22 protein-coding genes are annotated in these 22,553 nt (G+C 37.4%); 15 read left to right on the top strand and 7 right to left on the bottom strand.

What is annotated here, in order from left to right; genetic code table 11:
- From RNZ47_RS01930 to RNZ47_RS01915, 4 genes are all read left to right on the top strand, one after another.
- Nucleotides 1-2,259: a glycoside hydrolase family 3 N-terminal domain-containing protein gene (locus tag RNZ47_RS01930; protein ID WP_311935558.1), complete on the top strand. Its 2,259-nt coding sequence runs from the start codon at nucleotides 1-3 to the stop codon at nucleotides 2,257-2,259.
- 79 nt (nucleotides 2,260-2,338) lie between these two features.
- On the top strand, nucleotides 2,339-3,253 hold the full coding sequence (locus RNZ47_RS01925) for an alpha/beta hydrolase (RefSeq protein WP_311935557.1): 915 nt from the start codon (nucleotides 2,339-2,341) through the stop codon (nucleotides 3,251-3,253).
- Nucleotides 3,253-4,920 carry a sulfatase family protein gene (locus RNZ47_RS01920; RefSeq protein WP_311935556.1) on the top strand — a complete coding sequence of 556 codons (1,668 nt, stop codon included), beginning with the start codon at nucleotides 3,253-3,255 and terminating at the stop codon, nucleotides 4,918-4,920. Before RNZ47_RS01925 ends, RNZ47_RS01920 begins: the two co-directional genes overlap by 1 nt.
- Entirely contained in the window at nucleotides 4,910-6,760 is a 1,851-nt protein-coding gene (locus tag RNZ47_RS01915) for a family 43 glycosylhydrolase (protein WP_311935555.1), read from the top strand. Before RNZ47_RS01920 ends, RNZ47_RS01915 begins: the two co-directional genes overlap by 11 nt.
- A gap of 7 nt (nucleotides 6,761-6,767) precedes the next feature.
- Here the strand turns inward: RNZ47_RS01915 and RNZ47_RS01910 are convergent, their stop codons facing one another.
- A complete protein-coding gene (locus tag RNZ47_RS01910; protein ID WP_311935554.1) occupies nucleotides 6,768-7,871 on the bottom strand; it encodes a formylglycine-generating enzyme family protein in 1,104 nt (367 codons plus the stop codon).
- Nucleotides 7,872-8,061: 190 nt separating this feature from the next.
- Between RNZ47_RS01910 and RNZ47_RS01905 the strand changes: the two genes are divergently transcribed.
- The 3 genes from RNZ47_RS01905 (at nucleotide 8,062) to nadD (ending at nucleotide 10,241) form a co-directional block, all read left to right on the top strand.
- A complete protein-coding gene (locus RNZ47_RS01905) occupies nucleotides 8,062-8,919 on the top strand; it encodes a YicC/YloC family endoribonuclease (RefSeq protein WP_311935553.1) in 858 nt (285 codons plus the stop codon).
- Nucleotides 8,920-8,997: 78 nt separating this feature from the next.
- Nucleotides 8,998-9,585, top strand: coding sequence for a guanylate kinase (gmk, locus tag RNZ47_RS01900; protein ID WP_311935552.1), 588 nt, complete (start codon nucleotides 8,998-9,000; stop codon nucleotides 9,583-9,585).
- 77 nt (nucleotides 9,586-9,662) lie between these two features.
- On the top strand, nucleotides 9,663-10,241 hold the full coding sequence (nadD, locus tag RNZ47_RS01895; protein ID WP_311935551.1) for a nicotinate (nicotinamide) nucleotide adenylyltransferase: 579 nt from the start codon (nucleotides 9,663-9,665) through the stop codon (nucleotides 10,239-10,241).
- 1 nt (nucleotide 10,242) lies between these two features.
- Here nadD and RNZ47_RS01890 read toward each other — a convergent pair whose 3' ends face one another.
- Nucleotides 10,243-10,854: a hypothetical protein gene (locus RNZ47_RS01890; protein ID WP_311935550.1), complete on the bottom strand. Its 612-nt coding sequence runs from the start codon at nucleotides 10,852-10,854 to the stop codon at nucleotides 10,243-10,245.
- Between the two features lie 219 nt (nucleotides 10,855-11,073).
- On the opposite strand from RNZ47_RS01890, the gene RNZ47_RS01885 reads away from it, so the two are divergent.
- The 4 genes from RNZ47_RS01885 to RNZ47_RS01870 all read left to right on the top strand — a co-directional run bounded on the left by RNZ47_RS01885 (nucleotide 11,074) and on the right by RNZ47_RS01870 (nucleotide 14,359).
- Nucleotides 11,074-11,811: a lysophospholipid acyltransferase family protein gene (locus RNZ47_RS01885; RefSeq protein WP_311935548.1), complete on the top strand. Its 738-nt coding sequence runs from the start codon at nucleotides 11,074-11,076 to the stop codon at nucleotides 11,809-11,811.
- An 11-nt stretch (nucleotides 11,812-11,822) separates the two neighbouring features.
- Nucleotides 11,823-12,815: an acyl-ACP desaturase gene (locus tag RNZ47_RS01880; protein ID WP_311935546.1), complete on the top strand. Its 993-nt coding sequence runs from the start codon at nucleotides 11,823-11,825 to the stop codon at nucleotides 12,813-12,815.
- A gap of 67 nt (nucleotides 12,816-12,882) precedes the next feature.
- A complete protein-coding gene (locus tag RNZ47_RS01875; protein WP_311935544.1) occupies nucleotides 12,883-13,542 on the top strand; it encodes an HD domain-containing protein in 660 nt (219 codons plus the stop codon).
- Nucleotides 13,543-13,816: 274 nt separating this feature from the next.
- The gene (locus RNZ47_RS01870) at nucleotides 13,817-14,359 is read left to right on the top strand and encodes a CIA30 family protein (RefSeq protein WP_311935542.1); all 543 of its coding nucleotides are present in this window, start codon (nucleotides 13,817-13,819) and stop codon (nucleotides 14,357-14,359) included.
- 26 nt (nucleotides 14,360-14,385) lie between these two features.
- Here RNZ47_RS01870 and RNZ47_RS01865 read toward each other — a convergent pair whose 3' ends face one another.
- Nucleotides 14,386-15,459 (bottom strand): PA0069 family radical SAM protein, encoded by a 1,074-nt coding sequence (locus RNZ47_RS01865; RefSeq protein ID WP_311935540.1) that lies wholly within the window; start codon nucleotides 15,457-15,459, stop codon nucleotides 14,386-14,388.
- Between the two features lie 231 nt (nucleotides 15,460-15,690).
- Here RNZ47_RS01865 and RNZ47_RS01860 point away from each other — a divergent pair, with 231 nt between their 5' ends.
- Genes RNZ47_RS01860 through RNZ47_RS01845 form a run of 4 tightly spaced genes read left to right on the top strand, consistent with a single transcriptional unit; the run spans nucleotide 15,691 to nucleotide 18,437 of the window.
- Complete coding sequence (locus RNZ47_RS01860; protein WP_311935538.1) at nucleotides 15,691-16,644, top strand: DNA adenine methylase; 954 nt, start codon at nucleotides 15,691-15,693, stop codon at nucleotides 16,642-16,644.
- A gap of 1 nt (nucleotide 16,645) precedes the next feature.
- The gene (locus tag RNZ47_RS01855) at nucleotides 16,646-17,422 is read left to right on the top strand and encodes a DpnI domain-containing protein (protein WP_311935536.1); all 777 of its coding nucleotides are present in this window, start codon (nucleotides 16,646-16,648) and stop codon (nucleotides 17,420-17,422) included.
- Nucleotides 17,419-17,592, top strand: a complete 174-nt coding sequence (locus RNZ47_RS01850; protein WP_311935534.1) for a DpnD/PcfM family protein — start codon at nucleotides 17,419-17,421, stop codon at nucleotides 17,590-17,592. Before RNZ47_RS01855 ends, RNZ47_RS01850 begins: the two co-directional genes overlap by 4 nt.
- Before the next feature lie 26 nt (nucleotides 17,593-17,618).
- Nucleotides 17,619-18,437, top strand: coding sequence for a DNA-methyltransferase (locus RNZ47_RS01845; RefSeq protein ID WP_311935532.1), 819 nt, complete (start codon nucleotides 17,619-17,621; stop codon nucleotides 18,435-18,437).
- 81 nt (nucleotides 18,438-18,518) lie between these two features.
- Here RNZ47_RS01845 and RNZ47_RS01840 read toward each other — a convergent pair whose 3' ends face one another.
- The 4 genes from RNZ47_RS01840 to hemH form a co-directional block, all read right to left on the bottom strand.
- Complete coding sequence (locus RNZ47_RS01840) at nucleotides 18,519-19,301, bottom strand: enoyl-CoA hydratase/isomerase family protein (RefSeq protein WP_311935531.1); 783 nt, start codon at nucleotides 19,299-19,301, stop codon at nucleotides 18,519-18,521.
- The gene (locus tag RNZ47_RS01835) at nucleotides 19,288-20,793 is read right to left on the bottom strand and encodes a sensor histidine kinase (protein ID WP_311935529.1); all 1,506 of its coding nucleotides are present in this window, start codon (nucleotides 20,791-20,793) and stop codon (nucleotides 19,288-19,290) included. The genes RNZ47_RS01840 and RNZ47_RS01835 overlap by 14 nt, the downstream gene beginning before the upstream one ends.
- A gap of 128 nt (nucleotides 20,794-20,921) precedes the next feature.
- Nucleotides 20,922-21,482, bottom strand: coding sequence for a CopD family protein (locus RNZ47_RS01830; protein ID WP_311935527.1), 561 nt, complete (start codon nucleotides 21,480-21,482; stop codon nucleotides 20,922-20,924).
- A gap of 3 nt (nucleotides 21,483-21,485) precedes the next feature.
- Nucleotides 21,486-22,517 (bottom strand): ferrochelatase, encoded by a 1,032-nt coding sequence (gene hemH / locus RNZ47_RS01825; RefSeq protein ID WP_311935525.1) that lies wholly within the window; start codon nucleotides 22,515-22,517, stop codon nucleotides 21,486-21,488.
- Between the last annotated feature and the right edge of the window lie 36 nt (nucleotides 22,518-22,553).

Here is a 22,553-nt window from a genome sequence, read left to right as displayed (position 1 = left end):
ATGAAAACACTAACCAAAACAACGCTTTTTATAGGAACTATTTTTTTATTCCTTTTAGGATGCAATACTTCAGAAAACAAAAAAAACAATGCAACTACAGAAACCGTATTTCACGCTAAGGTCGATTCTTTAATGGGCTTAATGACCTTGCAGGAAAAAGTCGGTCAAATGGTTATGTACAGTGGCAGTGGCGCAATTACGGGGCCAACGGTAAACACAAATTTTAGAACCTATATAAAAGAAGCCAATGTGGGTGCGATGCTTAATGTGTATTCGGCAAAAGCCACGAGGGATTTGCAAAAATTGGCAGTAGAGGAAACCCGTTTGGGCATTCCGTTGTTGTTTGGTTACGATGTTATCCACGGATTTAAAACCATATTCCCCATCAATTTAGGGTTGGCTGCCAGTTGGGATTTAGACGATATTGAAAAAGGCTCGCGCATTGCTGCCGAAGAAGCCTCGGCCGTTGGTATCCATTGGACCTTTGCGCCCATGGTAGATATAGCCAGAGACCCACGTTGGGGGCGTATCTCAGAAGGTATGGGAGAAGATGTGTACTTAGCAAGCAAGATAACCAAGGCTTACGTTAGGGGGTTTCAGGGCGACGACCTGTCTAAAACCAACACTATTTTGGCCTGTGCGAAACACTTTGTGGGCTATGGGGCTGCCCAAGCCGGAAGGGATTACCACACGGTAAATATGGGTGAGGAAGAACTTAGAAATGTTTATCTCCCGCCTTTTAAAGCTGCTGTTGACGAAGGTGTAGAAACCTTTATGACGGCTTTTAACGAAATTAACGGCGTGCCTGCCACGGCGAATAAATATATTTTTAAGGACATTTTAAGAGATGAATGGGGTTTTAACGGATTTGTGGTGACCGATTATACCGCCATTAACGAATTGGTAGACCACGGTTTTGCCAAAGATGAAAAACATGCCACAAAGTTGGCCATTGAAGCGGGTATAGACCAAGATATGATGAGTAGCGCCAACAGACTTTATTTAGAGGAATTGGTTAATGAAGGCGAAGTGGATGTGGAATTGGTAAACGAGGCTTGCCGAAGAATCCTTTTGGCAAAATTCAAATTGGGCTTGTTTGACGACCCTTATAAATATTGCGATGAGCAACGCGAAAAAGAAACCATTTATAAACCAGAATTTTTGGAAGCGGCAAGACATTCCGCAGCCATTTCATCGGTGTTGCTTAAAAATGATGATAAAGCGTTACCGCTGACTTCAGAAAAAACTATAGCCTTAATCGGGCCATTGGCAAAAGACAAAGAAAATATTTTAGGAAATTGGGGAGCAGCGGGTGACCGCAGAGGAAAAGCCATTAGCGTACACCAAGGCATTCAAGAATATGTTAACGATGCTAAAATAAATTATGCGAAAGGATGCGAGATTGAAGGGGATGATGAAAGCGGATTTAACGAGGCTATCAAGGTTGCCAAAAAATCAGATATTGTCGTTATGGTTATGGGTGAAGATTACGATATGAGTGGTGAAGCTGCCAGCAGAACCAATATAAAAATACCGGGCAGCCAAACCAAATTGATAAAGCGTATCCGCGAAGCCGTACCAAACAAAAAAATCGTGTTGGTTTTAATGAATGGGCGTCCACTCGATTTATCAGAGGAAGATACTTTAGCCGATGCCATTTTAGAAACTTGGTTTCCAGGCACTATGGGCGGGAACGGTGTTGCCGATGTGTTATTTGGCAAACACAATCCATCGGGAAAATTAACCGTAACCTTTCCTAGAAATCTTGGACAAGTACCCATTTATTACAACATGAAAAATACAGGCAGACCCATTCCCGCCAACAACCCAAAAGAGGATTACAAATCCAATTATTTGGATGTACCAAATACACCACTTTATCCTTTTGGACACGGATTGAGTTACACCACTTTTGAGTATTCTAATTTTAAGTTATCGGCAGAAACCACTGGCTTTTCAGACACCCTTACAGCAATGGCAACCATTACTAATACAGGTGATTACGATGGGCATGAAGTGGTACAGCTTTACGTTCACGATAAAGTAGGAAGCATCACCAGACCGGTAAAAGAGCTTAAAGGTTTCGAAAAGATATTCCTTAAAAAAGGAGAAAGCAAAACGGTAAGTTTCGATTTGTCTGTTGAAGATTTAAAATTTTACAACAGCGAAATGAAATTTACGGTTGAACCCGGTGAATTTGAAATAGCCATTAAGGGTACTTCAGATTTCGATTTTGAACACGCATTCACTTTAGAATGATTAATAGCAACTAAACCCACAAGATTTCTTATGAAACCTTGTGGGTTTTAAATTGAGTTTTATGTTAAATGAAACACAGATGAGACAACCAAACATAAAGTACAAACTTTTCATACTAATATTTGGCATAACCAGTTTTGTTTGGTCTCAAAATAAAGCCACGTACACCTATGCTATTAAAGGCTCGGATACTTTAAAATTGGATGTTCACAGCCCCGAAAATATGAAACCAAATGATAGTTTACCCGTGTTGCTTTGGATGCACGGTGGCGGTTTCTCAGGAGGAACAAGAGATAACGCACACCACGAGCAAAAGCTGGCAGAATATGTTACCACAAAGGGTTATATAGGCATTTCAATATCGTATAGGTTGCTGCGAAAAGGTACCGAAACCGGCTTTGGTTGCGATTGCCCAAAAGCAGATAAACTGGAAACCTTTAAGCAAGCGGCCATCGATTATTTGGATGCGACTAAGTTTGTTTTTGATAATAAAACGGAACTGCAAATCGATCCCACAAAAATAATAGCAGGTGGCAGTAGCGCTGGTGCCGAAGGTGTTTTGAACGCGGTGTATATGAAATCGTTTTTTATTGATGATTTAGAGCATTACAAAGACGTTAGTTTTGCCGGAGTGTTTTCGTTAGCTGGCGCCTTAGTTAACGCAGAATATATTACTAAGCACAATGCATTGCCAACGGTTCTGTTCCACGGGACGGATGATAATTTAGTCCCTTTTGCAAGCGCACCGCATCATTATTGCAGTCCGGAAAAACCAGGGTATTTACTTTTAGATGGTTCAGAAACCATTGCTGTAAAGTTGGATGAGTTGGAGACGTCTTATTATTTACATAAAGTTATTGGTGGCAGGCACGAATTATCTTCCATTCCGTTTGATGAACTGGATGCGGTTTTTGAATTTTTCAATAAAACCGTATTACACGATGAAGTCATTCAAACCAAAAAAATCATTACTAAAAAATCAAACCAAAACTAATGCAGAGAATCCTATTATATGTGCTTATTGCTGTTGCTTTTCAATCCTGTAAAAATGAAAAAAAAGACGAACTTGCTGAATCCACAAAGCAACGTCCTAATATTATTTTCATCATGGCAGACGATCACGCAACGCAAGCCATTAGTGCTTATGGACATCCCATCAGCCAATTGGCACCAACACCAAATATTGATAGGATTGCCAACGAAGGCGCTATTTTTAAAAATAATTTCTGTACCAATTCCATTTGTGGACCAAGTCGTGCGGTAATTCTAACGGGAAAACACAGTCATGTTAACGGTTTTAGAATGAACGGAAACCGTTTTGATGGCAGCCAGCAAACCTATCCAAAACTGCTGCAAAAAGCGGGTTATAAAACCGCCATGTTTGGCAAATGGCATTTACACGGCGAGCCAGAAGGCTTCGATTATTGGAACATATTGCAGGATCAAGGCAATTATTATAACCCTAATTTTATTTCTGCAAACCCCGAAACCAAAACAGTGGACACCACGATGGTTGAAGGTTACGCCACCGATATTGTTACCGAAGATGCGCTACGTTATTTAGATAAAATTAAAAACAATGAGCAACCTTTTATGCTCATGGTGCAGCACAAGGCACCGCACAGAAACTGGATGCCTGCGTTGCGCCACCTAAATAAATATGATGAGGTTACCTTCCCCGTACCCGATACTTATTTTACAACGCACGAAGGTTCAACGGCCTCAAAGGAGCAGTATCAAACCATTTACAGGGATATGTACGAAGGTCATGATTTAAAAATGACCAAAAAAAAGGGTAGCCTGGAATTGGCACACAATCCGTGGAAAACAGATTTTGAGCGTATGACACCTGAACAACGCACGGCATGGGACAAAGCCTATCAGCCAAAAAACGATGCGTTTCACGATGCGCATTTAAAAGGCAAAGATTTGGATTTATGGAAATTGCAACGCTATCTGCAAGATTATTCGGCCACCATTGCCGCGGTTGATGAAGGTGTTGGAAGAATTTTGGATTACTTAAAAGCAAATAATTTAGAAGATAATACCATAGTGGTTTACACCACCGACCAAGGGTTTTATTTAGGCGAAAAAGGCTGGTTCGATAAGCGTTTTATGTATGAAGAATCATTGGCAATGCCTATGTTAATGAAATATCCGAAGCTTATAAAACCGGGAACCGAAGTTACGGCATTGACCCAAAACCTTGATTTTGCCCAAACTTTTTTAGATTTTGCACAAGTGGATATTCCAGAAGATATGCAAGGAAAATCTTTAAAACCATTATTAACCAACGCTGTTGAAGATGCCGATTTTAGAGATGCTTTATACTACCATTACTATGATTTTCCTGCCTTTCACATGGTTAAAAAAATGTACGGAATAAGGACCGATCGTTTTAAGCTGATTCATGTTTACGATGATATTGACGAATGGGAATTGTACGATTTAAGAGAAGACCCATCAGAAACGAACAATGTCATTGATGAGGATATTTATAATGAAATTGAACATATTCTGCGACTGCGATTAGCTGAATTACAAGAGCAGTATCAAGTCACCGAAAAAGAATTTGAACGCGCCAGTCCGGAATCCATTAAACGCGCCTATAAAGGTTTTGAACGATTAAGGGGCCAGCCCATGAAAGCTTATGAACACTAAAAACTTTAAAATACTAGTAGCCTTATTGTCTTTAATGGCCATGTCATCTTGTAAAAACAATAAGAGCGACACGCCTGTTTTAGAAACAGAAGCAACCGAAAAGAAGAACCTTAAAACCTATTGTAATCCTTTGGATATAGATTACACCTATATGGTTTACAATTCTAGCAAAAATAAATCGTACCGTTCCGGAGCCGATCCTGCCGTTATTGAATTTCGGGGTGAATACTACATGTTCGTTACACGTTCGTTTGGCTATTGGCATTCCAAGGATCTCGTAGACTGGAAGTTTATCAAGCCAAAGCAATGGTTTTTTGAAGGAAGCAATGCCCCTACGGCTTTCAATTATAAAGATTCGTTGGTGTACTTTGCGGGCAATCCTGCTGGTTACGGGAGTATTCTGTACACAGACGATCCGAAAAAGGGAACTTGGACTCCAACGGCATCCATTTCCCATAATATTCAGGATTCGGAATTATTCATTGATGATGATGGCAAAACGTATCTTTATTGGGGCTCTTCCAATGTACATCCAATTCGTGTAAAAATGCTGAATAAAGACGACCGTTTTCTGGAAACCAGTGTTAGAAAAGAATTGATTAACCTTAATGAAGAAAAACACGGATGGGAACGTTTTGGCGAAAACAACTATCACCCAACTTTAAAGGAAGGTTATATGGAAGGGGCATCCATGACAAAACACAACGGAAAATACTACCTACAATATGCCGCTCCGGGAACTCAGTTTAATGTATATGCAGATGGTGCTTATATTGGAGAAACTCCACTTGGACCTTTTACTTATATGAAAAATAATCCTATGAGCTTTAAACCTGGAGGATTTACCAATGGTGCGGGACATGGAATTACCGTAAAACAAACCAACGGACAGTATTGGCATTTTGCTACTATGGCACTAGCCTCAAACGCACAATGGGAGCGTCGCTTATGTATGTTTCCTACGTTTTTTGATGATGAAGGTTTAATGTACAGCACTACCGATTATGGAGATTACCCCAGGTTTGCGCCCAATCATCCCACAAAAGCAGGTCAGCATAATGGTTGGATGTTGCTTTCATATAAAGGTAATGTTACCGTGTCATCGGCATTAACCCAAGTCATGAAATTTACCTCAAATGATGATGATGTAAAAATCACGGAACTACCAACTGAAAAGGATGCAGAGGGGCATATTATATCCAAGGTTTTAACCGATGAAAACCCGAAGACCTTTTGGGTTGCTGAAAAAAATGACGACAAACAATGGATTGCCATTGAATTGAAAAACGCTGGAAACATATACGCACTTCAGCTAAACTTCCACGACCACGAATCGGGAATTTACACACGTGTAGACGGATTGAGACATCGTTTTACTATTGAAACTTCCGAGGATGGTAAAAACTGGCAAATGGCAGTAGATAGAAGTAAAAGCAACTTGGATGCACCTAATGCGTATATCGCTTTAGATAAACCTGTTAATGCGAAGTATGTACGCTACAACAATGTGGAAGTACCCGGAGCCAACTTTGCCATGTCAGAGATTAGAGTATTCGGATTGGGGTTAGGCGAAAAACCAGATGCGGTTACGGGATTTGAAATTAAAAGAGAAGAAGACCGAAGAGATATCTCATTTTCTTGGAACCCCGTAGAAGGTGCACAAGGTTATAATATCCGTTGGGGCATTGCTCCAAACAAACTTTACCAATCGTGGCAGGTTTACGATACCAATGCGCATTTTATGCGCTGCCTCGATAGAGATACGCCCTATTATTTCACTATTGAAGCCTTTAGCGAAAATGGTATTTCTGAAAAAAGCGATGTGTTGTTTACAGAATAAAATCGCATTAATTAGTCATCAACATTTCAGGGGTTACAACCGTTCTAAACCCAATATGCTCCGATGAGGAATCTGTACTCGAACCCATTTTAGATGAAATTCTGTAACTGGCGCAATAGGTGTAACTACATAAAAAAGAACCGCCTTTTATAATTTTTTCCTGCACATACGGGTTGTTGGGATTGTAAGCTTCAGTTGCACCTTTAGGATTGATTGCCGGGGTATTTTTCGAAGCTAATTCTTTATAATAATTTACGTTGTACCAATCGCTGGTCCATTCCCATACATTACCCGCCATATCGTACAATCCAAAGTCGTTTCCTGGATACGATTTAACGGGCGCCGTTCTTTCAAAACCATCTTCCAAAGTGTTAAACACCGGGAATTCACCTTCCCAAGTATTGGCTTTTTTAGACAATAAGCTTACATCGTTGCCCCAAAAATAAGTGGTGTTTTCGTTTTGTGCTCTGGCAGCATATTCCCATTCTGCTTCGGTTGGCAAGCGTTTTCCTGCCCATTTGCAATAGGCTTGCGCATCTTCAAAAGAAATATGGGTTACGGGATAATCTTCTTTTCCTTCTAAAGTCGAGTTTATTCCGCTTGGTTTTTTCCAATTCACACCAATCACCCAGCGCCACCATTGTGAAAAGTCGTATAAATTAGGAACCGATGTTTTTGTTTTTTTAAACATTAAAGACCCCGGTTGCAAAATGGTATCGTGTGGTTTTGGCGTACCTTCGGGCAGTTGCTTTTTCATCTCTTCCCAATCAATTTCACGTTCGGCCGTAGTAATATAACCGGTTTCATCTACAAATTTTGAAAACTGAGCGTTTGTAACTTCGGTTATATCCATAAAAAAACCATCAACGGTTACAGCATGTTGTGGCTTTTCGTGCGCCATGGCAATTTCGTCTTGCGGTACAGCACCTTGTAAAAAAGATCCTTTAGGAATCCAAACCATGCCTGTTGGCGGGTGTTTAATTAAGCTGTCTAATGTGGTTGTATTTAGGCTATTGTTATTTTCTTCAATGGTTTCCGTTTTTTGTTTTTTACAGCTAAAAACGGCTAAAAAACAAAAACAAAAAATAAAGCAATATAAAGGGGTTTTCATTGAAATTCGGTATCAAATTAATCGTAAAAATATTAATTTACTTTTACTAAATCTGTATGATTATGCTAAAAGTCTTCACTTTACAAATCGGTTAAAAAATGAAGTTTTATAAAACCTAACTAATTGTAAACAATACATTTTCTAAACCTTAGCTTTTACTTACCTTTGCACAACTTAATATATTTTGAATATGATACATTCAATGACAGGTTACGGAAAATCTGTTTTACAATTACCAACCAAAAAAATTACGATAGAGCTTAAATCTTTAAACAGCAAAAATTTAGATTTAAACGCCAGAATGCCCTCCATTTACAGGGAAAAGGAACTGGCCATAAGAAAGCTTCTCGCCAAAAAATTAGAACGCGGTAAAATAGATTTTTCAATTTATGTTGAAACCACTGCAGAAGATACGTCAACACAAATTAACGTGCCTGTTGTAAAACAGTACATCAATCAATTAAAAAAAGTGGTTGATGGCGACGACATGGATTTGCTTAAAATGGCAGTTCGTTTTCCGGATGCTTTAAACACCATTCGCGAGGAAATTGATGAAACCGAATGGCAATCCATTTTAAATGAAATTCACACTGCGATAGAAAATTTAACAAGTTACCGTTTATCCGAAGGCAAGGTTTTAGAGCAAGATTTTAATAATCGTCTCGTTAGTATTGCCGATTTATTGGAACAGGTTATAGTTATGGATCCCGATAGAATTGATGGGGTTCGCGAGCGTTTATCAAAAGGCATTGAGGAGTTAAAAGAGAAATACGACGAAAATCGTTTTGAGCAAGAGCTTGTTTATTACATTGAAAAATTTGATATCACCGAAGAAAAAGTACGCTTGAAAAATCATTTGGATTATTTTGCTGAAAGTTTAAACTCTAAAGATTCAAACGGTAAAAAATTAGGATTTATAAGTCAGGAAATGGGCAGGGAAATAAACACCATTGGCTCAAAAAGTAATTATGCGCCCATGCAACAATTGGTGGTGCAAATGAAAGATGAATTGGAAAAAATTAAAGAACAGTTATTGAATGTGCTTTAAAAGAAAGCCAATTAAGAAAACAAATGTCACACTAAGCGCCCTCGAAGTGCTTTCGAAGCGTTTTTAAAAAGTATAAACTTGGTTCAAAACAAAAAAAACAAAGGTAAATTAATAGTATTTTCGGCACCATCGGGTTCTGGCAAAACAACCATAGTAAGGCACTTATTGGGGATTGATAATTTAAATTTGGAGTTCTCGGTATCGGCAACATCACGGGCAAAACGCGGCGCGGAAATCGATGCCAAAGATTATTATTTTTTATCGGCAAAAGAGTTTAAAAACAAAATTAAAAACGACGAGTTTTTAGAGTGGGAAGAGGTGTATCGCGATAATTTTTACGGCACTTTAAAAACCGAAGTCGAACGCATTTGGGCCAAAGGAAAACACGTTATTTTCGATATCGATGTATCGGGAGGGCTACGTATAAAACGCAAGTTTCCGGAAGAGACTTTAGCTGTTTTTGTGAAGCCACCAAGCATTGACGAGCTTAAAATCAGATTAAAAAAGCGCAAAACCGAAAGCGACGATAAAATAAATATGCGCATTGCAAAAGCCTCGGCAGAATTGGCAACCGCACCTTTATTTGATGTGATTATTGAAAACGATAATTTGGAAAAAGCACTTAACGAAGCTGAGGTTTTAATAAGTGATTTTGTATCCCGATAATTATCGGGACTTAAATATAAACATAAAATCCTGCAAGGTTTTTAAAACCTTGCAGGATTAAAATTAATTTCTTTCAAGTGAAAATTGGTTTATACTTTGGTTCTTTTAACCCCATACACATTGGGCATTTGGTGATTGCAAATCACATGGTAGAGCATAGCGATTTGGACCAAATATGGTTTGTGGTAACACCGCACAATCCGTTTAAAAAAAAGAGCAGTTTATTGGATAATTACCAACGGTTGGAAATGGTTTATCGCGCCACAAAAGACTATGCCAAACTGCAACCCAGCGATATAGAATTTAATTTGCCCCAACCCAATTACACCATAAATACGCTGGTTTATTTACAGGAAAAACATCCGGATTATGAATTTTCGTTGATTATGGGCGAAGACAATTTAAAGAGTTTCCACAAGTGGAAAAACTACGAATTGATACTGGAAAACCATCATATTTACGTATACCCACGACTTTCAAACGGGCATGTTGAAACCCAGTTCGATAATCATAAAAAAATCCATCATATCGATGCACCCATAATGGAACTATCTTCAACCTTTATTAGAAACGCCATTAAAGCGGGCAAGAACATTCAACCTATGTTGCCACAACATGTTTGGCAATATTTGGATGAAATGAATTTTTATAAATAAATTAATAAGCACCTCCACCATCTTCATCACCATCTGTTTCGCAATCTTCTAGATTAGCTTCTACAAACATTGCCCAACTGTTTCCAGTAAAACTTTCACCTTCTGCCCAAGCTGTTTCTTCTGAAGAACCGCTAACCTCTGCATGTGCTGCAAAACAAAACTGTTCTGTAACATCGCTTAAATTTATTAGATAAATAACTTCCGTTATATTATCGGCATGCGTACTAGCATATTCAAAATTTCCAATTTTAGGATTGTTACTTTTTGTGGTTGGAAACCCATCTACTTCACAGTTTGTAATATGTAAATGAGTAGCATTAATAGTCCAATCAGAGTTGCTCGTGTATGTAACAACCAAGTTATCTCCGTCAACATCTATACTTACGGTTCCGGCAATATGATTTTGACCAGCAACAAGATTAATTGTTTTACAGTGTTCTACTGTACCATTAGATGTTGGGTTAGTACTTTCTGAAATTACTACATTAATGTTTTTTACGTTGCTCTTTTTTTCTTGAAGGGTTAATTGCTCGCTTTGAGCCTCTTTAATGCTTTCAACATTACAACTTAAAAATATAGAAACTAGGCATAGGGATAATAATAAATTTTTCATAACTTCATTATAAATAGGTTAAGAAGGTGAATTTAGACATTTAAAGGATTATTTCCGTAATTTTTCGACGAAATACGAAATAAAATTATATTTGAAAGAAAAAGAATATGTTTTTATTTTGTGTATAGCATGTTGATTAGTAGTAAATCCACTAATAAAATCAATAAAATAATGTAAACTTACTAACCACCAAAACTAAGTTTTTACGTATTTTTGGGCATGCTAAAACTATTATCATACCCTTTAACGGCTATCTATTTGGTCTTTTTTTTGGTCACATTATTGGTGTTCCATCCCATACAATGGTTTTGTTTTAATGTTTTTGGATACCAAGCGCATAAAAAAAGTGTCGATTGTTTACAGTTTTGCTTAATGCGGTGCATGAATATTTTGGGCACGCGATTTACCTTTAACAATCCACATCAAATTGACACCAATCAGCCTTTAATTATTGTAGCAAACCATCAAAGTATGTACGACATATCGCCCATAATGTGGTACATGCGAAAACACCACCCCAAATTTATAAGCAAAATAGAATTGGGCAAAGGCATACCAAGCGTGTCGTATAATTTACGCCATGGCGGTTCGGCATTAATCGACAGAAAAAATCCGCGTCAATCCTTGCCCGCCATCATGAAATTTGGTGAGTATATTGAAGAAAACAAACGGGCAGCCGTTATTTTTCCCGAAGGCACACGCAGTAAAAACGGCGAACCAAAACCATTTCAAACCAAAGGATTGGAAATTCTATTTAAAAAAATACCGTCGGCTTTGGTGGTTCCTATTTCCATAAATAACTCTTGGAAAACCTTGCGCTATGGTAAATTCCCCATGGGATTGGGCACTCATATCACTTTTACCGTGCATAAGCCTATAAAAGTTAGTACCTTTACAGATAAGCAAGCGCTTATAAATAGTGTTGAAACCACTATAAAAGAACATATTCACCCTTAAAAATAAAAATGATGTCTGCGAAAAATGTGAGATTAGAGGTAATGCAGTTTTTAGAAAAAGACGTAGAATCTTTAATAGAAAAATACCTGATTCCGATAGATAAGATATGGCAACCCACCGATTTTTTGCCGAATTCTGAAGGGAATCATTTTTTTGAAGAAGTTAGAGAAATAAGAGAATTATCAAAAGAATTGCCCTATGATTTTTGGGTGGTTTTGGTGGGCGATATGATTACCGAAGAGGCTTTGCCAACCTACGAATCGTGGTTAATGGATGTTGAAGGCGTTAACCAAGTGGACCGAGAAAACGCTTGGGCAAAATGGGTACGCCATTGGACCGGTGAAGAAAACCGCCATGGCGATGTGCTGAACAAATACCTATACCTTTCCGGTCGTGTTAACATGCGCGAAATTGAAAAAACCACGCAACACTTAATTGCCGATGGTTTTGATATTGGCACCGATAGAGACCCGTACAAAAACTTTGTTTACACCAGTTTTCAGGAGTTGGCAACCTATGTGTCGCACAATCGGGTGGCAAAACTGGCTAAAGATAAAGGCAACAAGCAATTGGCTAAAATGTGCAAGATTATTTCGGGCGACGAGATGCGACACCATCACGCGTATTCTGAGTTTGTGGAGCGTATTTTTAAAGTCGATCCCAGCCAAATGATGATGGCGTTTCATTATATGATGAAACAAAAAATAACCATGCCAGCGCATTTTTTAAGAGAATCCGGAGATAAAATAGGTACTGCTTTCGAGGAGTTTTCAAATACCGCGCAACGTATTGGGGTGTATACCTCAAGGGATTATGTTGATATTTTGCAAAAGCTAATCGATCGTTGGGAAATTGATAAAATTACCAACCTTACCGATGAGGCCGAAAAAGCCCGGGATTATCTAATGAAACTTCCAAGTAGAATGTTGCGATTGGCAGACCGTATTAAAATCCCGGAAAACTCATTTGAATTTAAATGGGTGGAGCCTGCGGTTATTAGATAACGCATTATCTTTATTCAATTTATAATCAATTCCTTTCTTAGTTGAAAGGAATTTTTATTTTTACACCATGCATGCTTCCGAAGAACTCATAAACAAAACCAAAACCTTTGTAAAAGACACACTTGCCGATGCCGAGGGCGGACACGATTGGTTCCACACCCTAAGGGTGTACCATAATGCTTTGCTCATTTCAAAAAACGAAAATGTAAACACTTTGGTCGTGCAATTGGGCGCGTTGCTTCACGATATTGCCGATAGTAAATTTAATAATGGCGACGACACCATTGGCCCCAAAATAGCGCGGGAGTTTTTGTTTAAATTGAATATAGACTCTGCGATTATCGAGCATGTTGTAAAAATTATTGAAAACGTTTCTTTTAACAAATCACTTGAAAAAGGGCAAAAATTCAATTCATTGGAATTGGAAGTCGTGCAAGATGCCGATAGGCTCGATGCCATTGGCGCCATTGGCATTTCCCGTTGCTTTAACTACGGTGGCTTTAAAAACAGGGCGCTTTACAACCCGGAAATTAAGCCAAATCTGAACATGAGCAAAACGGAATATAAAACCTCAAATGCGCCAACCATCAATCATTTTTACGAAAAACTATTGCTGTTAAAAGATAAAATGAACACCCAAACCGGGAGACGAATAGCACAAAAACGACACGATTATATGCTCGGTTTTCTCAATCAGTTTTATGACGAATGGAACGGTAAAATCTAAACGGTTAAGTTTCTTTTAAGGTTCAGGTGGTTTAATGTTGGTTCGATATAAATGCTCATCATTTTTGCACGAATAAGCAATAAAATAGTGTGTTGTCACCTTGAGCGCAGTCGAAAGGTCTTTAAAAGTCTAACACCTTAAAAGGTTTCGACAGAGCCTGTTCTGAGCGCAGTCGTAGTACATAACCTGACAAAAAAATTTAAATAATCAACATATTATATGATTGTTAGGTCGAATTTACCATATCTAATTATTTTACATTAGCTTTAAGCTTATGAAAACAGCATTTATACTTATGGCACTTCTTTCCTCTGCTTCGGGCATCGTTTTTAATTTTGGGACTCAACATAATACTGAGAATTGGCGCATTGTTAACGATGGGGTTATGGGTGGCGTATCAACATCAAGTTTAATCGAGAATGATAACGCGATACTTTTTAAGGGAGAAACATCATTGGATAATAATGGTGGTTTTGCTAGTATCCGTACACTTATTGATAAAGGTCGTTTAAAAGACTGCAAAACCATGACGATACGCTTTAAAAGCTCGAGCACTCACAGAACGTTTGGATTGTCGCTTAAAACATCGCAACGTTACTACATACCTTATCATAAATTTACGTTTACCCCAAAATCAACCGATTGGGAAGAATTAAAAATTAATATTACGGAATTTAAACATTACCGAATTTCAGAAATAATAGGCGAAAACATGCCGTTAGAAGTATTAAAGGAAGTCTTTAATATTGCATTGATTGTTAGCGACGGTAAAGCTGGAGATTTTAATATCGAAATTGATTATATAAAGTTTGAGTAGCTTATTTAATAAAACCGAGCCCATTTTTAAAACAACTTTAACTGTCCATCTTTAAACGCTTCATGCAAATCGCAGTTTAGTTTGGGCATGGTTTTGTTTTTAAAATACTTTTTTCTGGCCAAATCCACCAACATATTTATCTGTTCGGCAATTTTACCTTCACCGTGCATGCGTGTGCCGTAACGGCTATCGTTTAATGTGCCGCCGTGGCAACTGGCTATTTGGCGCAGCACTTTATCGGCGCGATCGGGCATGGTTTTTTTAATCCAATCGGTAAAAATTTCGCCAATGGCACCATTAAGTCTTACAATGGTATGTGCAATGCCCAAAGCGCCATAATCCGATGCGGCCTTTGCCAAGGGTAAAATTTCATGGCTGTTTATTGATGGAATAATGGGCGCCAACATCACGTTAACGGGAATCCCGTGTTCGCTTAGGGCTTTAACGGTTTCCAAACGTTTTTTAATAGTGGCCGTTCGGGGTTCTAAAATACGTCGTGTATCTTCATTCAGCGATGTAATCGATAGGTTTACGCCAATTAAATGATCTGCGGCCAGTTGTTTTAAAATATCCAAATCCCTTAAAATCAAAGCGTTTTTTGTAATAACGGCCACCGGGTGCTTGTATTTTAAAAACACCTCCAAACACTGTCGGGTTATTTCAAATTGCTTTTCGGCAGGTTGGTAACAATCGGTATTTCCGGACATCACGATGGGGTGCGCTTTCCAACTTTTTTTAGTAATTAAAGCTTCCAATACTTTTGGCGCGTCCTTTTTTACCATAATGCGACGCTCAAAATCCAATCCCGCGCTATAGCCCCAAAACTCGTGCGAATTTCGGGCGTAACAGTAAATACAACCGTGTTCGCAACCTTGGTAGGCATTCATGGAGTAGGCCATACCAATATCGGGGCTCTCCACTTTATTGACTATGGTTTTAGGGAACACCTCTAAATATAGCGTTTTGTTTTTATCGCTGGCTTCGCCTTCCTTTTGGCAGTACTCCAAAAAATCGTCACGTATGTCGTGGCGCAATTCGAAAAACCGATTGGGTACATTTTGCTGCGCACCACGCCCTTTTATGGTAGATTTTGGATTCATTACAGAAAATTATAGCCCTTTAAAATTAGGTATTATTTGTTTTGGAAAGTGTTAAAAGTGGGATGGGTTATTAACAAACTTGATATGTTGAGATTTTATTAGAAAGCTTAGATGATAAATTAGTTTTTTGCAACTAATAACATCACTTTATAAAAGCTAAAAGGACTAAATTTTTCCAACACTCGATTTGAAATTAATAATGTATTTTTACAGTAAAATGAACAGATAAATATGGCAAATATAGTTGCAAAACCATTTTTAAAATGGGCTGGTGGAAAAACTCAACTGATTGAACAAATTGAAAATCAATTACCTGAAAATATACTTGAGAATAATTTTACTTACATAGAGCCATTTGTTGGAAGTGGAGCAGTTTTGTTTTGGATGCTGGAACAATTTCCAAATATGGAAAAAGCAGTTATAAATGACATAAACACAGACTTAACAAATTGCTACATCTCAATAAAAGAAGATGTTGAAAATATTATAAATATTCTTTCAGATTGGCAAAGTGAATATTATCTTTTATCTCAAAATGATACAGAGAAAAAAGAATATTATTACGAAAAAAGAACACTTTTCAATTCAAGAACTTCAAATCAAATAACACAAAGTGCTTTATTTATTTTCTTAAACAGAACCTGTTTTAATGGACTTTTTCGAGTAAATCGTAAAAACGAATTTAACGTTCCAATTGGAAGCTACAAAAAACCATTAATTTGCAATAGCGAAAATTTAAGAGCAGTTTCAAAAGTTTTACAAAGAGTAGAAATTTTAAATGGTGATTATTCAGAAACACTAAATTTCGCTACAGAAAATACTTTTTTCTACTTTGATCCACCATACAAACCATTAAGCGAAACTTCAAGTTTCAATTCTTATGCAAAGGACGAGTTTAATGATGCTGAACAAATACGTTTAAAAGATTTTTGTACTGAATTAGACAACTTAAATCATCAATGGATTTTAAGTAATTCAGATGTTAAAGGAAAAAACCCAAACGACAACTTCTTTGATGATTTATATTCAGACTTTAATATTCATAGAGTAAATGCTCGAAGAAGTATAAATGCAAATAATATTTTTTTGGGCGTTCCCTTCGGTCGGGCTTTTCGTTCCAATCTTTTTGCTCGTTTCTCACAAAAAGGATATCCTCTTCAATCCCTAACGCAATTAGCTGCGTAAAATGAATTTAGCTTTCAACACAAAATTAGCAGACGGCTATTCTAATAATTCTCAAATTGCAAGAGTATTAACTGAAGATTGGGTTAAATCAAACAGCTATTGCCCAAATTGTGGTGAATTAAAATTAGAAGAATTCACAAATAATAAACCAGTTGCGGATTTCTATTGCAAACAATGTAATAGTGAATATGAACTAAAATCTAAAAACAGTAAATCGATTGGAAAAAAAATAGTGGATGGAGCATATTCAACAATGATTGAAAGAATAAACTCTGACAATAACCCTAACTTTTTCTTTTTGACATATGATAAAATAAAATGGGAAGTAAAAAACTTTCTAATTATTCCTAAACACTATTTTATTTCAGAAATAATTGAAGAGCGAAAACCATTAGCACCAACAGCAAGAAGAGCTGGCTGGATTGGCTGTAATATTGATTTGACTAAAGTACCTGATAACGGAAGAATCTATTTAATTAAAAATTCTGAAATAATACCTAAAGAAAAAGTTCGTGCAAAATGGCAAGGAACAGAATTTTTAAAAAACAAAAAGGGAGTTTCAAAAGGTTGGATTTTGGATGTTATGAATTGTGTTGATATAATTAAAAAAGATTCATTTTCATTAAAAGATATGTATCAATTTGAAGAAGTGTTAAAGTTAAAATATCCTGATAACAATTTCATCAAAGACAAGATAAGACAACAATTACAGTATTTAAGAGATAAAGGGCTAATTGAATTTAAAGGTCGAGGAAATTATAAAAAAATAAAATTATGAGTACAGAGATTTTCAAAATAGAAGTTCTAGAAACGCTTTCAGAAACTATCGAAATAGAAGCAAAGGATTTGAACGAAGCTATTTTAAAAGCAAAGAAAATGTATAATGATGAGGAAATAGTTCTAGGAGAACAGAATTATATAAATACTGAATTTAAAATATATGAATAAAATTCTGTCTCTTAAAAGGAGATTCAATGGAATTGTTACCGAAAATCAATCATAAATTTGATATGGTTTTTGCCGATTCACCTTATTTTTTATCAAATAATGGGTTGTCAATTCAAAGTGGTAAAATTGTTTCAGTAAATAAAGGAAAATGGGATAAATCACTTGGAACAGAACATATAAACAAATTTAATAGACAATGGCTTTCATTAATTCGAGAAAATATGAAAGAAGATGCTACAATTTGGATAAGTGGAACAATGCATAATATTTTTAGTGTTGGACAAATTCTTACAGAGTTAGACTTCAAAATATTAAATATTGTTACTTGGCAAAAATCAAATCCACCACCAAATTTTTCTTGTAGGTATTTCACACATTCAACAGAACAAATAATTTGGGCAAGGAAAAACGAAAAAACACCGCATTATTTCAATTATGAATTAATGAAACAACTCAATGGAGACAAACAAATGAAAGATGTTTGGAAACTTCCTGCAATAGCACCTTGGGAAAAAAGTTGCACCAAACATCCAACTCAAAAACCTTTGTCAGTTTTAACTCGTTTAATTTTAGCTTCAACAAAACAAAATGCATGGATTTTAGATCCTTTTACTGGAAGTAGTACAACAGGAATTGCAGCAAATTTGTCGAATAGACGTTTTTTAGGAATAGACCAAGAACAAGAGTATTTAGAAATTAGTAAAAATCGGAAACTTGAAATTGAAAACCCGAAAATTGCTTCTAAATACAGACAAAAATTACAAGGATTTAACAATCAAAAAGAATTGGATTTATTTTTAGCGAAAGAACCAGAAACAGAATACGTAACAGAATTAGTTCTTTAAAGTAAATTCATAAACTATCCTGATAATTGTCTCAAATCCTAAATCAACGTTGAAACTACACGCTAAAAGTTAAATCAAACCCTACTCCCCCACAAAATCCGCCTTTCGCTTCTCTAAAAAAGCCGTAGTCCCTTCGGTAAAATCTTGCGTATCAAAACAGTTTCCAAATTCGGAAACTTCAACTTCAAAGCCATTTACACCATCTTTATAATTCGCGTTAATGGCTTTTATGGCGGCACTGATGGCCACTGAGGAGTTTCGGGCTATTTTACTGGCTATTTTTTCGCAAAGTGGTAATAAATCTTCGGCTGCGGTTACGTGGTTTATCAAACCGTAGCTCAGGGCTTGATTGGCGTCAATCATACCTGCGGTCATAATCAGTTCCATGGCGCGCCCTTTACCAATAAGTTGCGGTAAACGCTGTGTGCCACCATACCCCGGAATAACACCAAGCGACACTTCGGGCAAGCCCATTTTGGCATTGTTGCTGGCTACTCTAAAATGGCAGGCCATGGCCAGTTCCAATCCGCCACCAAGCGCAAAACCGTTAATGGCAGCTATGGTTGGTGTGCCTAGGTTTTCAACAAAATCGAACAATAATTCCTGACCTTTTTTTGCCAATTTTTTCCCTTTTTTAGAATCGAAATGGGCAAATTCCGATATATCGGCGCCCGCCACAAAGGCCTTTTCGCCACTGCCCGTTACAATAATAACCTTGGTGTTTTTATCGGTATCGGCCTGTTTAAAAGCCTCGTGCAATTCTTTAATAGTAGCCTTGTTTAAAGCGTTTAATTTACTGGGGCGGTTTATGGTAATGGTTGTAATGCCTTGGTTAAATGCGGTTATAATGTTATCGTAATTCATGGTGTAATGCTTTAGGAAATGTTACTGTAAATGTTGTGCCTTTATTTTTTTTAGATGTAAATGTAATGCTGCCGTTGTAGGTTTCCACGATGTTTTTTACCATGGCCAATCCGAGGCCCATGCCACTGGTTTTTGTGGTGAACTTGGGCTCGAAAACCTTGGTTTTATTTTCTTCTGAAATGCCTTTACCGTTATCGGAAACCACAATGTTTATATGATTGTTTTCGGACGCAACCTTAACCACCACGCTAGGGTTCTCGCTATCTTCCGGAATGGATTGAATGCCGTTTTTAACTAAATTGGTAACCACTCGAATAAGTTGTGTGCGGTCCAGTTTGGCAACAATCTCATCTTGGTCGGCTTGAAAATGAATGTAATCTTCGTTAAAAATATCCAAGGCCAGCTTAACGATTTTTACCACGTTTAGGGTTTCGTTTTGTTGCGCCGGCATTTTGGCAAAGTTTGAAAATGCCGATGCAATTGAGCTCATGGTATCGATTTGCTGGATTAAGGTTTTGCTGTATTCATCAACTTTTTTATCGATATTTTCGTCGTGCGGATTAAACTTGCGTTGAAAGTTTTGAACCGTTAAGCGCATAGGGGTTAATGGGTTTTTAATTTCGTGTGCCACTTGTTTTGCCATTTCCCTCCAAGCTTGTTCGCGTTCGCTTTTTGCCAATTGTATGGCACTTTCCTCAAGCTCGTCAATCATGCTGTTATACGATTTTACAAGGGTTGAAATTTCTTCGCTGGTATTTTCAATCACGATTTTTTCGTTGCGCTTTTCCAGTCGTGTGGTATTTATTTTATCGCTAATGGTTTTAAGCGATTTTGTAATGTATTTTGATAGTAAAAAGGCAACACCGATGGCCATAAGCAACACAAAGGAATAGGCGTAGCCAATACGCTCTAAAAACTCGTTGAGTTCTTTTGTTAAGAAATCGTCGTTCTCTAAATACGGTATGTTTAATATGGCTAAGGGTTTGGATTTGTTGTCGTTAATATAGGTGTACAACGACTGGAAGGTCTCCCCGTTTTCCTTATGATAATCTACAAACCTGTGTTCCGGGGCATTGGTTATGCTGTTTATTTCTAGGGTATGCGATAGGTTGTTTAAAATTTCGGCAGCGATGCATTGTTCCTTTAAACTGGGTTGTAAATTGGCTTTTGATGAGATTAAAAGTCCGCCCTCTAAATCGTACAAATTAATTTGTAATCGGTGTATTTCGGCAATATTCCCGATTTCTTCCTTAAAAATCAATGGGATGTTTTCGGTTTTAACTTCCCACGTGTTTTGGCGGCTATTTAAAACCCTACTGATATGGGTTTTTATATTTTGCTCTTTACGCTCCAAGCGTTCTTTGTGGTAGTCTTTAGTTTCCTCGCGATACTGATAAATGGCTACGGCAGCAATTAAAATAGAGGCCAACAGTACCAAGAGTATCATGGTTAAAAAGATGCGTGTTCGTAAAGAGAGTTTCTTTATTTTCATTTGAAGGAATAATGCATAAATATAGCAATAATCAAACCAAAAACACGATGTGTAAATTCCAAAATTAAAAACCCAAATTCCAATGTGTTCATTTTGGAATTTAGTCTTTGAAAATTGGAATTTGCATTTTAAGCTTCCGGATTCTTTTCCCTGATATTTTTGTACAGTTTAAAACCGAGCATGATCAAAATGCCCAAAACGACAATGCCAACAACGCCAAACACCCAATTTATGGCGCTTTTTAAAATGACCAAAAAGATGACGGCAAACAGGATAAAGGTGGCACCTTCGTTCCAGATGCGCATAAAACTCGATGTTTTGTTTACCACATCGTTCTGTAGTTGTTTAAAATATTGATGGGTTTTTAGATGATAAATTATGAGGAGCACAACAAAACCTAGCTTAACCTGCATCCACGGTTGATGCAGTAAAGCTGGGTTTAAAACAAATAAGATGATGCCAAAAAGCGTTGCTAAAATGGCTGATGGCCAAGTGATAATTTGCCACAACCGTTTTGCCATAAGTTTGAGCTGTTTGCCTAAAATATCCTTATCTGGCGCGGGTTTTTGCGACGCTTCTATTTGGTACACAAACAAGCGCGGGATGTAAAATAAACCGGCAAACCAGGTGATTATAAAAATAAGATGGAATGCTTTTATGTACTGGTAGTAGTCTAAAAAATCATCCATAAACTATGCGGTTTCAAGCTTTTTCTCTGCCCATGCGTTTATCCAATTCGACAGCAAATCAACAAACTCTTGGTCGTCGTTTAAACACGGAACTGTGGTGAAATCTTGTCCTCCCATTTCATGGAAAATCTCTTGACCTTCCATGGCTATTTCTTCCAAGGTTTCTAAACAATCGCTAACAAATGCCGGGGTTACAATAGCCATATTTTTAATGCCTTTTTTGCCTAAACGCTCAATGGTTCTGTCCGTGTACGGCAACAACCAAGGGTCGAATCCCAAACGCGATTGAAACGATGTGGAATAGCTGTTTTCCTTTAATTGTAGTTTTTCGGCAACCAATCGTGTAACTTCCAAACATTGGTGTCTGTAGCAAAACTCGTGGGCTTTACTTGGGGTTACGCAACAGCTTTTGTCTATTTTACAATGCGATTTTGTAACATCGCTTTTTCGGATATGACGCTCGGGCACACCGTGATACGAGAACAGCAAGTGTTCGTAATCAATACCTTTTAAATGGTTTTTTATGGAGTTTGAAAGCACCTCGATATAATCGGGCTTGTTGTAAAACGCCGGAACAGATTCAATAGAAATATGAGGAAAATGCTGTTGACGCAATTCTTCGGCTAATACCGTTATGGTTTCGGTTGTTGCCATGGCAAACTGCGGATATAGCGGAAAAAGCAATACCTCGGTAACGTCTTTGTCCACCAATTCCTGTAGCCCTTTTTTAATGGTCAAGCTGCCGTAGCGCATGGCTAAAGCCACGGGCATACTTGTTTGTTTTTGTATTTTTTTCTGCAATCGTTCAGACAGCACAATTAACGGAGAGCCTTCGTCCCACCATATTTTTTTGTAGGCCGCTGCCGATTGTTTGGGGCGTGTTTTTAAAATAATACCTTTTACCAAAGCAGTTCTGGCCACAAGCGGAATATCGATAACCCGCTCGTCCATTAAAAATTCGCCTAAATATTTTTTTACATCTTTTGGGGTTGGGCTATCTGGAGACCCGAGGTTTACTAATAAAATTCCTTTCATTTACATTTCATTTTTTTAAACCTACAAGTTTTTTAA

The organism is Hwangdonia seohaensis (assembly GCF_031932625.1).
In the GTDB taxonomy this organism is placed as follows: Bacteria; Bacteroidota; Bacteroidia; order Flavobacteriales; family Flavobacteriaceae; genus Hwangdonia; species Hwangdonia seohaensis.
The sequence above is the reverse complement of the archived record's forward strand: the minus strand, read 5'-3'. Positions and strand labels throughout refer to the sequence as shown.

What these genes read in the sequence shown, in the direction of transcription:
- RNZ47_RS01930 (WP_311935558.1), top strand. Translation starts at nt 1, where the DNA reads ATGAAAACACTAACCAAAACAACGCTTTTTATAGGAACTATTTTTTTA.
- RNZ47_RS01925 (WP_311935557.1), top strand. Translation starts at nt 2,339, where the DNA reads ATGAGACAACCAAACATAAAGTACAAACTTTTCATACTAATATTTGGC.
- RNZ47_RS01920 (WP_311935556.1), top strand. Translation starts at nt 3,253, where the DNA reads ATGCAGAGAATCCTATTATATGTGCTTATTGCTGTTGCTTTTCAATCC.
- RNZ47_RS01915 (WP_311935555.1), top strand. Translation starts at nt 4,910, where the DNA reads ATGAACACTAAAAACTTTAAAATACTAGTAGCCTTATTGTCTTTAATG.
- RNZ47_RS01910 (WP_311935554.1), bottom strand. Translation starts at nt 7,871, where the DNA reads ATGAAAACCCCTTTATATTGCTTTATTTTTTGTTTTTGTTTTTTAGCC.
- RNZ47_RS01905 (WP_311935553.1), top strand. Translation starts at nt 8,062, where the DNA reads ATGATACATTCAATGACAGGTTACGGAAAATCTGTTTTACAATTACCA.
- RNZ47_RS01890 (WP_311935550.1), bottom strand. Translation starts at nt 10,854, where the DNA reads ATGAAAAATTTATTATTATCCCTATGCCTAGTTTCTATATTTTTAAGT.
- RNZ47_RS01885 (WP_311935548.1), top strand. Translation starts at nt 11,074, where the DNA reads ATGCTAAAACTATTATCATACCCTTTAACGGCTATCTATTTGGTCTTT.
- RNZ47_RS01880 (WP_311935546.1), top strand. Translation starts at nt 11,823, where the DNA reads ATGTCTGCGAAAAATGTGAGATTAGAGGTAATGCAGTTTTTAGAAAAA.
- RNZ47_RS01875 (WP_311935544.1), top strand. Translation starts at nt 12,883, where the DNA reads ATGCATGCTTCCGAAGAACTCATAAACAAAACCAAAACCTTTGTAAAA.
- RNZ47_RS01870 (WP_311935542.1), top strand. Translation starts at nt 13,817, where the DNA reads ATGAAAACAGCATTTATACTTATGGCACTTCTTTCCTCTGCTTCGGGC.
- RNZ47_RS01865 (WP_311935540.1), bottom strand. Translation starts at nt 15,459, where the DNA reads ATGAATCCAAAATCTACCATAAAAGGGCGTGGTGCGCAGCAAAATGTA.
- RNZ47_RS01860 (WP_311935538.1), top strand. Translation starts at nt 15,691, where the DNA reads ATGGCAAATATAGTTGCAAAACCATTTTTAAAATGGGCTGGTGGAAAA.
- RNZ47_RS01855 (WP_311935536.1), top strand. Translation starts at nt 16,646, where the DNA reads ATGAATTTAGCTTTCAACACAAAATTAGCAGACGGCTATTCTAATAAT.
- RNZ47_RS01850 (WP_311935534.1), top strand. Translation starts at nt 17,419, where the DNA reads ATGAGTACAGAGATTTTCAAAATAGAAGTTCTAGAAACGCTTTCAGAA.
- RNZ47_RS01845 (WP_311935532.1), top strand. Translation starts at nt 17,619, where the DNA reads ATGGAATTGTTACCGAAAATCAATCATAAATTTGATATGGTTTTTGCC.
- RNZ47_RS01840 (WP_311935531.1), bottom strand. Translation starts at nt 19,301, where the DNA reads ATGAATTACGATAACATTATAACCGCATTTAACCAAGGCATTACAACC.
- RNZ47_RS01835 (WP_311935529.1), bottom strand. Translation starts at nt 20,793, where the DNA reads ATGAAAATAAAGAAACTCTCTTTACGAACACGCATCTTTTTAACCATG.
- RNZ47_RS01830 (WP_311935527.1), bottom strand. Translation starts at nt 21,482, where the DNA reads ATGGATGATTTTTTAGACTACTACCAGTACATAAAAGCATTCCATCTT.
- hemH (WP_311935525.1), bottom strand. Translation starts at nt 22,517, where the DNA reads ATGAAAGGAATTTTATTAGTAAACCTCGGGTCTCCAGATAGCCCAACC.